A 16,084-nucleotide genomic window follows, 5' to 3' on the forward strand; every position below is an offset into this window, starting at 1 on the left:
CCTCAGGCCGTGGCCGGTACGGATCCGGAGGTCAGCACAGGCGGAGGTCGTCGTACACGGCGTCGGCGATGCGGATGATGCGCTCGCGGTGCCGTTCGTGCTCCACCTTCCCGTTGAGGTGGACGGCCACGGTGAGCCCGGCGTCGGGGTCCGCGAACGCCACCGCGGTCCACAGCCCGTCGTGCCCGTAGGACCGGGGGGAGGCGTGGGTGCCGAAGCTGGTGAACTCCTCTCCCAGGTGGCGGCATTCGAGGCGGAACCCCATGCCCCAGTCGGCGTTCCCGTACCGGTCGCGCAGGCCGGTGCGGTGCCGGGCGGTCAGCGCGGCGGCGGTCGTCGGCGCGAGGACGCGCCCGCCGGGGGCGTCCCCGCCGCGCAGCATCATGGTGAAGAAGCGGCCGAGGTCGCTCAGCGGACCCCGGGTGTTCACGCCGGGGATGCACCGCGTGGTCGCGGCCTCGGTGGACCACCAGTGGGTGGGCTGGGGAGCCGACCCGGGGTTGCTCACGTGGATCAGCGGCAGCCGGTCCCCGAAGGCCGCGAAGTCCTCCGGCGTCAGGTGCACGCGCGTGTCCGCCATCCCGCACGGCCCGAGGATCTCCTCCTCGACGTACGGGCGGTACTCCCTGCCGTCGACCACGGGAAGGATCCGGGCCAGGACGAACCACGCCCACCACTGGCTGTAGTTGACGCCCGGAGCCCGCCGGGAATGCGGCGGGACCGCCACGCCGAGGGCCCGTCGCAGCCGCTCGCCGTCCGGTCCGGCGACCACGCCGTGCAGGGGGTCGTCGCCGGTCGGCAGCGGGCTCGTGTGCGTCAGCAGGTCCATCGAGGTGATGGACTCCTTGCCTTCCCGGCCGAACGCGGGCAGGTAGTGCGCGACGGGCAGGTACGGGTCGTACGCACCGGCTTCCCAGAGCCGGCCGAGCGCCGCCGACAGGAGGGGCTTGGCGCAGCAGTACCACAGCGGCAGGGAGCGGTGCGTCATCGGGACGCCGGGCCGTGCTTCACCCAGCCCCGCGTCCGCGAGCGTGACCCCGTCGAGGGAGACGTGCAGCTGGGCCCCCGGCGTCGAGGTGCCCACTTCGCGCTCGATCTCGCGCACGGTCCCGGGCAGGGCCTCCCGGGCGCGCTCGACGGCCTCGACGGCCTCGGCCGCCTCCTCCGCCCCGGCAGGCTCCCGAACTTCCCGGGAGCCGGTCAGCCCCGCCGCGGCCCGGAGAGCCGCCACGTGCCCTGACCCGTCCCGCCGGAGCGCCGCGTCGATGAAGAACAGCAGGCTGAAGTTGCCCTCGGCGCGCACGTCGCCGCGCTCGAAGACACCGGCGCGCTCCAGCGGCGACCCCAGCAGCAGCGCGCGGGCCGCCGCGTGCGGCAGCGTGATCCGCAGCCCCGGCGGCTCGCCCGCGGCGGCCGCGACGCCCAGGCGCCCGGTGGCCAGGTCCACCGCCACGTCCACCGCCGGCGGGGCCCCGGGCGGCGGATCGGTGAGCTCCAGCCGGAGCGCCACGGTGTTCCGTACGCCGGCGGGCGGGCGTTCCAGCGAGCGGCCGGCGGCGAGCCAGGCCGTGGACAGGAAGGGGTCGGCGGGCTTCGTACCGGGCACCGGGCTCACTCCTCTGCCCCGCCGGTCCCGGCACCGGGGCCGGCGGTCGTGTCGACGCGGTGGGCGATGTCGGTGAGGAGCCGGTCCAGGCTCGTGGTCCGCGGATAGTCGCGGAACCACAGCACGAACTCCGTGACGCCCGCCGCCAGCAGACTCCGCGCGCGGTCCGTGATCTGATCCGGCGTCCCGTACAGGCTCCGCCGCGCCAGCAGGTCGGGGTGGTGGCTCCAGAAGTGCACCTCGTGCGGGGAGCACAGCCACCTGTCGCGCTCCAGCACGGAGTCGAAGACCCGGCACTCGGCCGCCCAGGCGTGCCGCACCACGCCGGGGTCCGCCCCGACGGCCGTCCTGCGCCGCCCGAACTCCTCGACAGCGGAAGCCACGTGACGCGTCTCGCCCGTCCACTGGACGCCGGTGCACTCCCGTACGGCGGCGTCCGCGGGCCGCCGCGCCCCGGCCCCTTCCTCCCCGGCGTCCAGGCGCAGGACCAGGGGCATCGGCTGCTGGTGCGGCGCGGGTACGCAGTGCGCCGCCGCCAGCCGCACGTGCTCCCCGGCGAGGGTCACCGGCCGGCCACTCCACAGCGCGCGCAGCGCCTCGGCCGTCTCACCGACGGCGCGGTGGTTGTCCTCGTCGCCGGGAGAGCCGCCCTCAAATCCACCGGAGGTGACACCCGTCGAGTGATGCTCCGGCCCGTACGCCGCGGCGGTGAGCCCCAGCGACAGCCGCCCACCGCAGATGTGGTCCGCGCTCGCCGCCCGCTTGGCGAGCAGGGCCGCGTTGCGGAAGGGCGCCGCCGGGGAGAGCAGGCCCAGCTCCAGCCCCGGCACCGCGGCCGCCAGCCCGGCCAGCGCCGTCCAGCCCTCCCACACGGGATCGGGAGCGCGCCGGGGCGTGGTGTCCGTGCGGTCCAGCAGCCACAGCGCGCCGAGCCCGTGCCGCCGGACGGTGCGGGCGGTCTCCAGCAGCAGCTGCCAGCCCTCGGCCCCGCCGGCACCGGCCAGTTCACCGGCCGCCCCCTGCGGGGCGACCACGCTCCAGCGCGGTGCGGCCGCCGTCATCCGCGGCCCCCGCCGCACACCAGCGCGAGCAGGTGCCACGGCTGGTCGAGGAGGAAGTCGGGCTGCTCGGCGCGCAGCCGCTCCGCCGCGCCCTCGCCCCAGGTGACACCGACCGTGGCCGTGCCGGCGGCGTGCCCGCTGCGGATGTCGATCACCGCGTCGCCGACCATGACCGCGCCTTCGGGCGGCGCGCCCAGCCGGTGCAGCGCCTCGTGGACGATGTCCGGGTGCGGCTTGGGCCGGGGCACCTCGTCGCTGCCCACGACCTCATCGAGCAGGGGCAGCAGCCCGACCCGCTCCAGGACGGCGCGGGCCCGGGCGCCGGACTTGCCGGTGGCGACGGCGGTGCGCACACCCCGCTCGCGCAGCGCCGCCAGCAGCTCCGGTACGTGCGGGTAGACCGTGACCCGGTCCATCAGCTCGTGACTCGCGCGGACGAACGGGCCCTCCATCTCGCCGGGCAGCCCCATCAGCCGCATGATGTCCGGGAAGTAGCGCCCCTGGTGGGTGACGTACTCCTCGAAGGGGGGCTCGCCCGCGCCCACCACCTCGCGGTAGGCGATCGCGAACGCCTCGCGCATCACCTCGAAGCTGTCGATGAGGACGCCGTCCAGGTCGAAGACCACGGTGGCGAAGCGGCCGGGAGCGGGGGCGGCGGCCGGCGGCGGGGCGGTGGGTGAGGACGCGGGGGAGCGGGGCGGGGGAGTCAGGGGCATGGCAGGAGCTCCGTGGGTAGGGAGGCCGGGGCCCAGACCCCGGCGTGGCTGACGACTTTCGTGAAGCGGTCCGTGAGCCGGTGGAAGACGGCCCCCGGGGACGCGGTGGGGGGATGGGCCGCCGCGTCCAGCCCGCCCCGGGCGGCCATGGCCCGCAGCAGCAGCGGATCGGCCGGCACCCAGTGGCCGTCCACCAGGAACTCTGCCCAGCAGTGCGGGGTGGAGTACGGCCTGGCCACGAGCAGCCCGAAGGCGAAGCGGACGCCGAGCCCGCGCCGTTCGCCCTCCGCCACCAGCCACGCCGACGCGCCCCCGCAGTCCGCCATGCGCGTGCGCCACAGGAACTCCGGGTCCCAGCGGACGGCCTCCGGCAGCAGGAAGAAACCGACCGGCTCCAGGGCGTGCAGCAGCTCCAGGACGGGCGGGGGGAAGGCCGGCCACTGCTGCCGCGGCCGTGCGGTGAGCCGGTGCAGGCGCGCGTCCGCGGGCGGGCCCGCCACCACGCGGCGCCGCCCTCCGGGCATGAGCACTCCGTACGGGCAGGGGCCGGCGTGTCCGGGCACGGGGCACGACGCCTTCACGTCGATCAGCAGGGGCCGGGCGTCCGGGACCGAGGCCGTGCGCAGGGCCGCCGCCCAGGAGCGGATGGCCCGCCGCTGCACCGAGGCCAGCCCGAGGTGCAGGGCCGTGTTGCCGAGGTCGTAGCCGTCGAAGAGCCGGCCGGGGCCGTGGCCGGCGTGGGGCAGACCGGCCGCCGTGAGCTCGTCGAGCAGCTCCGGCCCGATGCGGTGCAGGCGGCGCGCGCCCTGCTCGTCCACGGCGAAGCGGCGGTGCTCGTCGGGGACGAGCAGCAGCCGGTCCACGAGGGGGCGCAGCTCCCGCGCCGAGGGCGGCCGGGTCGGCACGTGAACGCTGATCTCCTCATCCTTTCTCCGGGCGGGGCGGGGCGGGGCGAGGTGCGGTCGGCGCGCGACCGCGGGCCGGGTCAGTCGAGATAGCCCAGGGCCTGGAGGCGCGCGGCCACCTGCTCCTCGTCGTCCCGGGTGTACGCCGGGCGCGGCGCGTACGGGGAGTGGTCGCGCAGCGCCGGGATCACCTCGCGGGCGAACAGTTCGAGGGACTCGGCCCGGTGCTGCTCCTCCAGCCCTCCGAAGGCGAACTCGCCCAGCACCGTGTTGAAGTGGCCTTCGGCCGCCGCCGCCCGGATCCTCTCGGTCACCGTCTGCGGTGAGCCGACGAAGACGAGGTTGTGGTCGAGGAGGAAGCCGAAGTCGCCGGACCCGGCGAGGATGTCGGGCGTGCTCAGCCGGCTGGCCGGGGCGTGCTGTTCGCCGGAGCGCCGCACCGAGCCGTACTGGAGGGTCTTGGTGAAGGTCTCGGTCATGTGCGCGGCCGCCCGCGCCTCGGCCTCGGCGTCGGTGGGCGCCACGTGGACGAGGGTCCAGTAGCCGATGTCGGGGTCGGTGGCGTGGCCGTGCCCGCGCCACCAGTCGAGGTAGTGGCGGTAGACGACGCCCATGGAGGCGCGCGGCACGATCATCGTCGAGCCCGTGTGGGCGCCGACTTCGCTGAGGTAGCGCAGGGTGTTGCGGTTGGTGGTGGGCACCCACAGCGGCGGGTGGGGCCGCTGGAGCGCGGGGAAGGAGAGCGTGACGTCCCGGACCCGGTGGACGGGCCCCTCGAAGTCGACGGCGCCCTCGCTGCCGAGTGCGCTGCGCAGCAGCTCGACGGCCTCCCGGGTGAGCGTGTGGCGGTTGTCGAAGTCGGCGCCGAAGGGCAGGAAGGGCTGGGGGCTGACGCCCGAGGCCAGCCCCACCTCCAGCCGGCCGCCCAGGACGTGATCGAGGGTCGCGACCTCCTCGACCAGGTGCATCGGGTGACGCAGCGGCGGGACCCAGCCCATCGGCCCGACGCGGATGCGCTCGGTGTGCAGGGCCGCGCCCGTGCAGAACACCGCGGGCGAGGGCATCCAGCTCTCGTGCGGCGTGCAGTGGTGCTCGACGGAGAACGCGTAGTCGAGGCCGAGCCGGTCGGCGTCGCGGATCTCGCGCCAGAGTTCGGCGTAGCGCTGCCCGGGCGTGATGCCGGGCCGGCCCCACACGTGGGTGAAGTAGGCGAACTTCATGAAACCTCCCGCAGGGTCCGGCCGGCGGCCGAGTAGATGTGGTCGATGCAGGAAGCGAGGATGGTCACCTCGGCCATCGAGCCCTCGCCGAGGCCCGAGGCCGGCCGCCCGCCGCCGGGGCCCCCGAGCCGGCGGGCGAGCTCGTCGACCTGCCGCTCGTACTCGATGCCCACGGGCTCGTCCGGCAGCGCGACGGCCTCCTCGCGGCCCAGGCGCAGCACGGTGAGGGAGGACCGCGGCAGGCGGTGCGGGCTGAAGCCGAACGTGCCGCGCAGCGTGGCCACGCCCTCGGTGCCCTCCACCGTGATGGTGGTGACGTCGAGGGCCTGGTGGGAGGCCCAGCGGGTCTCCAGCGAGATGCCCACGCCCGTGTCGGTGACCAGGAAGCCGCGGGCCGTGTCCTCGACGGGCTCCACGGGCCGGGCCTCCGGGTCGTCCCGGGCGCCCGGCCGCCAGTCGGCCGTGGCGTCGCCGCGCTCCATCCAGTCGGCCGACATGGTGCCGGCCGCCCGCACCACGCGCGGCCAGCCCAGCAGGTGCAGGCCCACGTCCAGCAGGTGCCAGCCCAGGTCGAGCAGGGCTCCGCCGCCCGACAGCCTCCGGTCGACGAACCAGCCGGTGCGCTGCGGGATGCCGGTGGCCCGGATCCAGCGCAGGTCCAGGTTGCGGACGGTGCCCAGGGAGGGCAGGAGCTCCGCCAGCCGGCACACGTCGGTGCGGTGCCGGGCGGCGCTCCACGAATACAGCGTCAGGTCGCCGATGCTGCCCCGGGCCAGGTGGTCGAGGGCGAGCGCCTGGGCCTCGAAGAGGGTGCGGAACACCGGTTTTTCGACGAAGACCGGCACGTCGCGTTCGACGAGCGCCCTGGCCACGGGCAGGTGCAGGTGGTTGGGCAGGGCGATGACGGCCGCGTCCACGCTGTCGGGGCTCAGCTCCTCCGGCCGCCGCAGGATGCGGGTGTGCCCGCCCTCCCGCACGGCCTTCCGGGCCGCCACGGGGTCGTCGTCCACGACGGCGGCGACCCGGAACGCCGGGTGCGCCTCCAGCAGGGGCAGCCACACCTGCCGCGCGACCCACCCCGCGCCCACCACCGCCAGCCGCAGTGGTTCGCGGTCCGCGGGCCGCGCGGACCCGCCGGGTGCCTTGTCGGTGAAAGTCATCAGAAGCGCGCACCGCCGTCGACGACGAGGGTGGTGCCGTTGACGTACGAGGCGGAGGGCGACAGCAGGAACGACACGGCCGCCGCGACCTCCTCGGGCTCGCCGAGCCGGCCGGCCCCGATGAACTTGAGCACCAGGTCGCGCTCGGCCTCCGAGAAGTCCATCACCTCGGCCCGGATCGCCCCGGGCGCCACGACGTTGACGGTGATGCCGTGCCCGCCGACCTCGCCCGCCACGGACGATGCCCACGGCTGGAGGGCGCCCTTCGTCGCGGCGTAGGCGCCGTGGCCCGGCAGCCCGCTGGTGCCCGCTCTGGAGCCGAAGAGCACGATCCGCCCGTAGCGGGCGCGCATCATCGGCTTCAGGCACGCCTTGGCGAGGCTGATCGCCCCGGTCAGGTTCACTTGCAGCAGCCGCTGCAGGCTGCGCTCGTCGGTGGCCAGGGCGAGCCGGCGGGTGCGCAGGCCCGCGGCCGCCACGCAGCCGTCCACCCGGCCGAAGCGCTTGACGGCGGCCGCCACCAGGGCGTCGGCCCCCTCGGGCCGGCTCAGGTCCGAGGCGACGGGCACGAGCGTGCCGCCCTCGCCCTCGGCCTGCTCCTGTAGTTTTCGCGCGGCCTCGGCGCCGGTGTGGTAGCCGGCGACGACGGTGGCTCCGAGCGCGGACAGCTCCAGCGCGCAGGCGCCGCCGATCTGCCCCGACGCGCCCGAGACCACGACCACCCGGCCGCTCAGTCCGAGCCGCTCCACGGCCCGTTCGGTGACGCTGCTCATCAGCTGGCCTCCTCGGCGATGATCAGATGACACAGGGACTCCTCCAGCGGCAGGTGCCTGCTGACGCGGGCCCCCTCCCGGGACAGGCCGGCGATGAGCTCGCCGGCCGTGGGCCACGCGGTGCCGCCGTGCGTGAGCCAGTCCAGGGCCAGTTCGCTGCCCGCCCCGGACGGGGGCAGGAAGACGTCGTCGACCAGCAGCCGGCCGCCGGGGCGCAGGCTGCCCAGCAGCGCGGCGAGTTCGCTGCCCGGGCCGGGGCCGTGGACGGCGTTGGCGACGACGCAGAGGTCGGCCGCGCCGCGCGGCGGTTCGGGGCCGGTGGTGACGCGGCCCTCCGCGACGGCCGCGGCGACGGCGGGCGCCGGCGGCCCGGAGAGCCGGCCGACGGTCAGCAAATGGCCGCCGGCCGTGGGGTCGGCGGCCAGCAGGCGCTCCAGGTAGCGGCCCGGCCCGGCGGTCACCTCGACCATCCGCGCCCCCGCCTCCGGCTTGAGCAGCCGCAGGCCGAGCGCGGCCCGGGCCCGGGCGCTCGGGCCGTTCATGGCGCCCTGGTAGACGGTGACGAGCCGGTCCGGGCCGGCGGGCGTGGTGTGCTCGAAGGGCCGCCGCGCCACTCCGGTGCGGACGGCGGCGGCGATCTCCTCACGGGTGACGAGCCCGCGCGAGAGGTGCTCTTCCAGCCGGACGAACGCGGCCAGTTCGGCGGCCCGCACGCGCGGCTCCCCGTCCCCGGCCGCCGCCGTGGTCAGCATGCCCAGACCGGCGGCCGCCCGCAGCACCCACTCCAGCGCGTCGGCGTCGCACCCCAGCTCCCGGGCCAGGTCAGCCGCTCCGGCGCCCTCCGCCAGCCGGTCCAGCGCGCCCAGGCCGTGCAGGGCGAAGAGGACCTCGGAGGTCTTGTAGGCACGCGCCGCCTCCGCCGCCTGCCGGGTGAGCCGGTAGCGGGGCGCGGCCCGGACCTTGCCCGCCGCGCTGGTGGGCAGGGCCGTACGGATCAGGAACTCGTCGGGGACCTTGTACGCGGCGAGTTCGCGGCGGGCGTGCTCGCGCAGCGGCTCCGGCGTGAGCCCCGGCCGCACGGCCGACACCTCCGCGACGATGCCGTCCTCGCCCGGGTGGCGCCCGCGCCGCGCCGTGACCCGCACGTCGCGCACGTCCGGATGCCCCCGCAGCACCTCCTCGATCTCCAGGGGCGACACCCAGCGGCCGCCCCGGCGGATCGCCCGGTCCTTCCGGCCGATGACGCGCAGGCCGTCCGGCACGGCCACGGCGAGGTCCCCCATGGCGTGCCAGGCGCCGTCCACGCGGACTTGCAGCAGCCCGGGCGTGCCGTCGGGCACCGCCTCGCCGTCCTCGTCCGCCAGCCGGTACACGATCCCGGGCAGGGGAGCGCCGACGCAGAAGGGCTCGATACGGGCCTGCCCGGCGAACACCGCGCCCGTCTCGGTGGATCCGTAGTTCCGGGCGAGCGCGGTGCCGAACGCTTCCTCGAAGGCGCGGTCCAGCCGCTCGTCCACCGGCCCGGCGCCCACCATGGCCACCCGCAGGGCGGGGGCCGGGCTCCCGTCGCCGGGGCGCGGCCGGGAGCCCGCGCGCAGCTTCCGGGTCGCGAGCAGCCGGGCGATGCTGGGCACCAGCGCCACCACCGTGGCCCCGCCGGCCAGTTCCGCCGCGATCCGGCCCAGGGCCGCCGGCGGAACGGGCCGCAGCGAGGCACCGGTGAGCAGCCCGCCGCAGAGCCAGCCCAGCGCGTACGCGTGGGAGAGGGGGACCGGCAGCAGCAGGGTGTCCCGGCCGGTGAGCCCCACGCCGTCGCGGTAGCGGCGGCCCTCCGCGAGGAGGCTCGCTTCGTCGCGCGTGACGATCCTGCTCTCGCCGGTCGAGCCCGAGGTGGGCAGCAGGACGGCGGAGCCGGGCCCGCAGGGCTCCCCGGGCGGGCCGGACAGCACCGGTGGCCGGTCGCCGTCGCCGTCCGGGACGGTCAGCGACCTGCCCCCGCCGGCCGCCCGCAGCAGCCGCCGGGCCTCGGCTTCGGGCGTGCCCGGCTCCAGGAGCAGCGGCCTGGCCCCGGCGGCCAGCAGGGCCAGGAACGCGACCACCCACGCCGGGCTGTTCTCGGCGCACAGGGCCACCGCCTCGCCCTCGGCGGCTCCGGCCCCGATCTCGTCCGCGGCCTTGCGCACCCGGTCCAGCAGCGCGGCCGCGTCCGTGCCCGGCAGCAGGACCCGCCCCGGCGGCAGCCCGCGCAGCGCGTCCAGGAGGGTCTCCGGCTCGCCGTCGCCCATGTCACTTCCCCCCGGTGCGGAGGTAGTCGGCCTTGGCGTCGGCGATCATCTTGCGGATGCGGGGCGGGGAATAGGTGGGCGCGGCGCACAGCTCGTCGAGGGTGATCTCGTCCTCGAAGTACATCGAGAGCGTGTCCCAGGGAGTGAAGCAGCCGTGACAGGCCGACAGCCGCGGCCGGGGAGCGAGCAGGGCCCGGTAGAGCCCGCTGGTGCCGGCCTTCTCCAGCGTCTCCTCCCAGCTCTCCTCCAGGGCGTTGCCCATGTCGGAGAACCAGATGTTGGGGCAGGGCGTGACGACCCCGTCGCTGAAGGTGGAGACGACCAGCCGCGGCAGGTGGCAGCGGAAGGTGCGGCGCCCCTCGCGGTAGAAGCTCAGCAGCCTGTCGAAGTACGGGCGCGGCGGGAGGACGGCCGCGAACTCGTCGTAGCGGTCGGCCAGTTCCTGGACGAGTGCGTGCTGTTCGGGGCGGACGGCGAAGCGCTCCGCGTCCGGGCCGCGCACGGGGAAGGGGAAGTAGACCGGGGGCCGGGAGAAGCCCGTCAGCCACTCGGCGAACGCGCAGGCTTCGGTGACGCTGCGGTCGTTGAGCACCGAGTAGATCTCCACCGGCAGCCCCGAGCCGAGGATGCGGGAGATGGCGTCGACGACCTTGCGGTGCAGGCTCGCGCTGGGCACCCGGTGGCTGTTGCCGTGGTGGAGATGGCTGTCCAGGGAGACCTGGAGGACGACGTTGCCCCAGGAGCGGAAGCGGTCCAGGTGCTCCTGCCGCACCAGCACGCCGTTGGTCTGGATCACCAGCACCTCGTGCTTGCCGGCCTCCTGCTCCAGGAAGTCCATGATGCCCCGGACCAGGAAGATCTCACCGCCCGTCACCTTGAGCAGGGGCAGCCCGAAGTGGCCCCGCAGCCGGTCGGCGACGGCGTCCAGGCGCTGCCCCAGCGGGCTGCCGGGCTCGTAGCTGTCACGCCGCGGCGGTTCGAAGATCAGCTGGAGGGAGTGACCCTCCTTGAGATTGCTCTGCCCCGTGAGGCAGTAGGTGCAACTGAGGTTGCAGGAGTCCTCGTTGACCACGAGGTCGTTGCCGATCAGCGGCAGTTGCTGCCGGGTTCCTGCGGCAGCCGCCGACGGAGGAGTACGAGGGGACATGAGTGCCCTTTCTTCGGTCGTGGGGGCTACGCGCGGCGCGGGTCACGGCCTCCCTCCGGCGGCCCGGCGGGCGGCCCGCCGGCCGCGGGCAGCCAGTGGCGGTCGGCGAGCCGCTGTCCGTCGCCGTCGCCGTGCCCGCGGGCCCGGGCGAGCAGCGCCTCGCGCAGTGCGGGGACCGAGCCGAAGTGGGCCCGGGCCTGGCTGGTGTACCGGCCCGCGGCGGACAGCCAGCGCTCCACCGCCCCGGCCGGCAGCGGCTCGGTGCGCGGCCGCAGGCCCGCGTGGTCGCGCCCGCGCAGCCGGTAGGGGAAGTCCTCGTACCAGACGGTGCGCCCCGGCGCCAGGGCCTCCACCGCGCCCCGGACCAGCCGGTGGTCGACGTGCCCGCCCGCCGCCAGCGGCGCGTGCACCGTCACCGGCCCGGCGCACAGCGGGCCCAGCGCGGCACGGACCTCCTCCAGCAGCCGCGCGTCCGCGGGGTGCCGGGGACCGAGGAGCCGGCGCGGCGCGGAATAGAGGAAGCCGTCCGCGCCCGCGCGCAGCGCGGCGTCGGTGAAGCCGAGCGGTACGAGGACGGCGCCCAGCTCGGTGCACGCGGCCGCGTCCTCCGCCCGCCGCACCCGGGGATCGGCGGCCTCCCGCCACGTGCCGGACGCTTCGGCCGGCTCCGCGGCGGGGCCCGCGAAGACCGTGACGACGGTCGTCCGGCGGCCTTCGGCGGCCCAGCGCGCCAGGCGGCCGCCCACGGACCAGACGGCGTCGTCCGCGTGCGGGGCGAGCACCACCTGATCGCCGGGCTCGGGGCGCGGGGCGGTCGTCATCGCGCGCCGCCCCCTACCGGCGCGTCCGCCGCCGTGGTGACGGCGCGTACGTACTCCCCGGGTGTGCCCTCGGGCCCGAGCAGGGCCTCCAGGGCGCGCACCGAGGCGTGCGGGTGAAGGGCCCGGAAGCGGTCCAGGTTCCGGTGGTGCTGCTCCCACCGCCCGGGCCGGGCGTGGCTGAGGTGGACGCCCAGGGCGTCCGCGACCAGGGTCCTGCGGACGCCCGCCGCGTACAGGCGGAAGCCGAACTCCAGGTCCTCGCAGCCCCAGGTGAGCCCGAAGGCCTCGTCGAAGCCGCCCGCCCGTTGCCAGCGGTCGCGGTCGACGGCGGTGTTGGCGCCGACGAAGCCGAGCCAGGGCGCGACGTCCGGCAGGGCGCCGCCGGCCATGGCCTCGACCGTCCGCTCCAGGGCGTTGGCGACGAGCCGCCGGTGCGCGGCGGGCCCGGGCGGCGGCGTGGATGCGGGCGCCGGGCCGAGGGCGGCCCGGGCCCGCCGGACGTCCTCAAGGCTCCCGCCCTCCAGGCTCCTCAGCAGCCGTGCGGCGGTGGGCAGCTCGCGGGTCCGCCCGTGCGCGAAGGCGTCCGGGTCCGCCGCGTCGGCGTGGGCCGCGAGGAACTCCGGCCCCACCAGCACGTCGTCGTCCAGGAACACCAGGCGGGCCCCGCGGGCCGCGGCCGCCCCGGCGTTGCGGGCCGCGGCCCGCCCGCGCAGCGGCCCCGGCACCACCCGCACCGGCAGGTCGCGGGCCAGCTCCCCGGCCACGGCGGCAGGGGTGGCGCCTTCGCCCGCCGGTCCCGGATCGCCCTGCGCCGGTCCCGGATCGTCGCCCGCCCGTCCAGGATTGTCGTTGACCACGACCACCTCGAACGGCGGTGTCTCCGCCCCCTGCCCGGCCAGGCAGGCGAGCGTCGCGCGCAGGCGCGCCGCGGGCCCGCGGCTGGGCACGACGACGCTCAGCCGCGGATCCGTAGCGCCACTGGGCACCGGCATCGCGTCAGAGCGCGCGGACGAGGCCGGCGAAGACCTCGGCCAGCCGGTCCAGCACCGGCACGTCGGCGAGCAGCACCCGGTGGTGCAGCCATACGCAGTCGCCGCCGATCTCCTCCGCCACGGGACAGTGCGCGGCCAGCTCCTCGGTGCCGCCCGGCACCGGCCCGTGCCGGAAGCCCTCGGTGCGGTAGACGGGCGGGAAGCCGACGAAGGCGGGGACGCCCCGCTCGACCAGGCCGTCCACCAGCGCGAGCCGCCGCTGCGCCGTGATGCCGGGCAGTCGCACCATCGCCATGTAATGCGCGTGCAGGGTGCCGCGCTCGTCCCGGCCCTGGGGCACCACTCCGTCGATCGCCGCGAGCGCCTCGCGCAGGTGGGCCCAGCGCTGCTCACGCACCTCCAACTGGCCGTCCAATCGGCCTAGTTGGGCGCGCAGGACGCTCGCGGAGAACTCGTTCATGCGGTAGTTCGAGCCCTGCGTCAGGTGGGCGTAGAGCCGGTCGCCGGGCGGGCGGCCGCAGCAGTGCCGCAGGTACGCTTCCCGGTGGGACTCCTCGTCGGGCAGCAGCAGGGCCCCGCCCTCGCCCGCGGTCATCAGCTTGCCGTTCTGGAAGCTGAAGGCGGCGATGCTGCCGAGCTCGCCGACCCGCCTGCCCTGCCACTGGGCGCCGTGGGCGTGCGCGGCGTCCTGGAGGAGCGGTACTCCCGTGTCCACGGACAGCTTCTCCAGCGCGTCCATGTCCGCGAACTGACCCGCCATGTGCACCGGCATGATCGCTTTGGTCCGCGGCGTGACGAGCGCCGCCGCCGACTCGGTGTCCAGGCAGTAGGTGTCGGGCCGCACGTCGGCGGGGACCGGCACGGCGCCCAGGCGCTGCACCGCCAGGGAGGAGGAGATGAAGGTGAACGCGGGGACGACGACCTCGTCGCCGGCCCGTACGCCCATCACCTCCAGCGCGAGCTCCAGCGCGTGCGTGCCGTTCGTCGTCGCCAGCGCGTACGGCGCTCCGTGATGGCTGGCGAATTCCCGCTCGAAGTTCTCGACCTCCGAGCCTCCGTTGCGCCACCAGCCTTCCTGCGCGAGTGCACGCAGCAGGCCGGTGCGCTCCTCCTCGCCGTGCTGCGGCCAGGAGGGAAAGAGTATTTCTTCACCGGAGTCCGGCATGATGAGCAGCCTTTCGGTCTCGCGCTGGTGATGGTCGACGTAAGGCGCCGTTCGACGGGAGGACAGAAGACGGTCCGGGGCTGCGAGAAGCAGCCGCACGGCGTTTTCCCGCAGCCGTGAGAAAGGACCGGCCGAAGCGTCCGATGGGCGGCCGGTCACGGAACATGCGATCCGGCCCCCGGTCGTGGGCCGGATCACATGCCCGAACACGAGCCTCCATCGGGGTAGTTGCCGCCGTCAACACCCCTGCACCGATCCTCTGCGCCGAACTCGCCGACGGGCCACGGGATTTCGCCTGCCATCGTGACCTGCGCAGACGGCCGCGCAGGAGGCACCGGGTCCGGTCGGGCGGGGTGCCGGAGGCATCTGCGGCCGGTCAATTCGGCGGTGAAGTGGCGCGAATCGCGTGCCTGGAGACGGCGGCGTGCCTGGCGTATCGTGGAGCGGGTTCCGTCCGGATACGTGCCGTGTGAAATCTGCCGCTGACCCGCCGAATCCGATCAGCCCCCGGGGAGAGGACGCTCCCCGCACCCGCCGTCCGCACCGTGGACGCTCTGCTCAGGGGCTGTTAATGTCCTCGGGCCATCGATGACCGGACGATTTCGCCTGCGGTCAAGATGCGTTCCAGAGCTGGAGGCAATTTCGTGCCACCTTCTGCTCCTTCTCCCCGCGCCCTCGTCATCGGCATCGACGGAGGCACGTTCGACGTCATCGATCCACTCGTGGAGCAGGGCCTCCTGCCCCACATCGGCGCGCTCCTCGGGCAGAGCGCCCGGGCCGTCACCGACTGCACCTGGCCGGCCCACACGGCGCCCGGCTGGAGCACGTTCGTCAGCGCCAGCCGGCCCGGCGGCCACGGCATCTACCAGTTCTACGACACCCAGGACCCCGGCTACGGCGCCCGCGTCACCCGCTCGGAGGACCTGGGCCGCACCAGCGCCTGGGACTGGCTCGCCGCGCAGGGCCGCACCCTCGGCCTCGTCAACATCCCCATGTCCCACCCGCCCGCCGAGCTGCCGGGCTATCAGGTGACCTGGCCCCTGGAGCGCACCCTGCGGCACTGCCGGCCGCCCTCCCTGCTGCGCGAACTCGCCGCTGCCAAGGCCCATTTCCAGTCGGACCTCGCGACCATGTTCCGCGGCGACCTGGCCTATCTGGAGGAGGCCGAGCGCAACGTCGCGGCGCGCGTCCGCTCGGTGCGGCACCTGATGACCACCCGGCCCACCGACGTGGTGATGGTCGTCCTCACCGAGGCGGACCGGGTCGGCCACCACTACTGGCACTTCGGCGAGCCGGACCACCCCGGCCACCGGCCGGCCCCGGAGGGCAGCGGCTGGGACGCCGCCGTCCCCCGCATCTACCAGGCCGTCGACCGGGCCGTGGGGGAGCTCCTGGAGCTCGTCGACGAGGACACCAGCGTCGTGCTCGTCTCCGACCACGGCCTGGGCACCGGGCACCACGCGCTCGCGCTGCACACCCTCCTGGAGGAGGCCGGGCTGCTGGCCACCGCCCCCGGGGAGCAGCCCGAGGACGGGGCGGCGAGCTGGTTCGCGGGCGGGGGGCGGCACGTGGACTTCCGGCGCACCCGCGTCTACATGCCCGTCCCCGGCAGCTACGGCCTCAACGTCAACGTACGGGGACGCCAGCTGCGCGGCCGCGTCGCACCCCGCGAGCGCGAGCGGGTCATGGAGGAGACCGCCGGCCTGCTGGCGGGGCTCACCGGGCCGGACGGGCGCCGGGTGTTCCGGGCCGTCGTCCCCCGCGAGGAGGCCTACCCCGGCCCCCACTGCGGTCGCGCGCCCGACCTGCTGCTGCTGCCGGACGACGAGAGCGTGCTGCCCGTCTGCGACGTGGGCGGCGAGGTGTGGCGGCCCAGCCCCCAGACGGGCCTGCACCGTTACCGCGGCATGTGGGCGCACCGCTCCCCGCGGGTCCGCCCCGGCCGCCTGCCCGGGACCGTCGCGCTGACGGACACCATGCCCACCCTGCTGGCCGACCTCGGCGCCTCCTGGCCGCCGGACGTGCACGGCACCCCCGTACAGGCCGCTCTCACCGGCGACGTGGACGTCCCGCCGGCCGACCCCCGCCTCTCGGCGGTCCGCGCGGACACCGGCTCCGGCGATGCCGGCACGGCCGCCGCGGAGAACCCCGCCGGCACCGAGGACGCGTACACCAGCGAGCGGCTGCGCGAAATGGGCTACCTATGACCGCCACCGGCCCGCGGCCGTCCCCC

General features: G+C 75.7%; 13 protein-coding genes. 1 reads left to right on the top strand and 12 read right to left on the bottom strand.

The features are described 5' to 3' along the window. Window positions 1-31: 31 nt before the first annotated feature. From PS271_RS30140 to PS271_RS30195, 12 genes are all read right to left on the bottom strand, one after another. Entirely contained in the window at window positions 32-1,606 is a 1,575-nt protein-coding gene (locus tag PS271_RS30140) for a serine hydrolase domain-containing protein (protein ID WP_398386274.1), read from the bottom strand. Window positions 1,607-1,611: 5 nt separating this feature from the next. Continuing rightward, window positions 1,612-2,667 (bottom strand): LLM class flavin-dependent oxidoreductase, encoded by a 1,056-nt coding sequence (locus tag PS271_RS30145; RefSeq protein ID WP_398386276.1) that lies wholly within the window; start codon window positions 2,665-2,667, stop codon window positions 1,612-1,614. Beyond that, window positions 2,664-3,383, bottom strand: coding sequence for an HAD-IA family hydrolase (locus PS271_RS30150; RefSeq protein WP_398386278.1), 720 nt, complete (start codon window positions 3,381-3,383; stop codon window positions 2,664-2,666). Before PS271_RS30150 ends, PS271_RS30145 begins: the two co-directional genes overlap by 4 nt. Next, the gene (locus PS271_RS30155; RefSeq protein ID WP_398386279.1) at window positions 3,374-4,288 is read right to left on the bottom strand and encodes a transglutaminase-like domain-containing protein; all 915 of its coding nucleotides are present in this window, start codon (window positions 4,286-4,288) and stop codon (window positions 3,374-3,376) included. The genes PS271_RS30150 and PS271_RS30155 overlap by 10 nt, the downstream gene beginning before the upstream one ends. 80 nt (window positions 4,289-4,368) lie before the next feature. Further along, entirely contained in the window at window positions 4,369-5,508 is a 1,140-nt protein-coding gene (locus PS271_RS30160; RefSeq protein ID WP_398386281.1) for an LLM class flavin-dependent oxidoreductase, read from the bottom strand. Next, on the bottom strand, window positions 5,505-6,668 hold the full coding sequence (locus PS271_RS30165; RefSeq protein ID WP_398386282.1) for a Gfo/Idh/MocA family protein: 1,164 nt from the start codon (window positions 6,666-6,668) through the stop codon (window positions 5,505-5,507). Before PS271_RS30165 ends, PS271_RS30160 begins: the two co-directional genes overlap by 4 nt. Further along, complete coding sequence (locus tag PS271_RS30170; RefSeq protein ID WP_398386284.1) at window positions 6,668-7,441, bottom strand: SDR family oxidoreductase; 774 nt, start codon at window positions 7,439-7,441, stop codon at window positions 6,668-6,670. Before PS271_RS30170 ends, PS271_RS30165 begins: the two co-directional genes overlap by 1 nt. Further along, entirely contained in the window at window positions 7,441-9,726 is a 2,286-nt protein-coding gene (locus tag PS271_RS30175) for an AMP-binding protein (RefSeq protein WP_398386285.1), read from the bottom strand. The genes PS271_RS30170 and PS271_RS30175 overlap by 1 nt, the downstream gene beginning before the upstream one ends. Window position 9,727: 1 nt before the next feature. Next, window positions 9,728-10,873: a radical SAM protein gene (locus PS271_RS30180; protein ID WP_398386287.1), complete on the bottom strand. Its 1,146-nt coding sequence runs from the start codon at window positions 10,871-10,873 to the stop codon at window positions 9,728-9,730. Window positions 10,874-10,899: 26 nt separating this feature from the next. Continuing rightward, window positions 10,900-11,694 (bottom strand): PIG-L deacetylase family protein, encoded by a 795-nt coding sequence (locus tag PS271_RS30185; RefSeq protein ID WP_398386288.1) that lies wholly within the window; start codon window positions 11,692-11,694, stop codon window positions 10,900-10,902. After that, entirely contained in the window at window positions 11,691-12,680 is a 990-nt protein-coding gene (locus PS271_RS30190; RefSeq protein ID WP_398386290.1) for a glycosyltransferase family 2 protein, read from the bottom strand. Before PS271_RS30190 ends, PS271_RS30185 begins: the two co-directional genes overlap by 4 nt. Before the next feature lie 10 nt (window positions 12,681-12,690). Continuing rightward, the gene (locus PS271_RS30195) at window positions 12,691-13,851 is read right to left on the bottom strand and encodes an aminotransferase class I/II-fold pyridoxal phosphate-dependent enzyme (RefSeq protein WP_398386291.1); all 1,161 of its coding nucleotides are present in this window, start codon (window positions 13,849-13,851) and stop codon (window positions 12,691-12,693) included. Window positions 13,852-14,495: 644 nt separating this feature from the next. Here PS271_RS30195 and PS271_RS30200 point away from each other — a divergent pair. Continuing rightward, window positions 14,496-16,058, top strand: a complete 1,563-nt coding sequence (locus PS271_RS30200) for an alkaline phosphatase family protein (RefSeq protein ID WP_398386293.1) — start codon at window positions 14,496-14,498, stop codon at window positions 16,056-16,058. The last annotated feature ends 26 nt before the right edge of the window (window positions 16,059-16,084 follow it).

The sequence above is a fragment of the Streptomyces sp. SCA2-17 genome, from assembly GCF_044336695.1.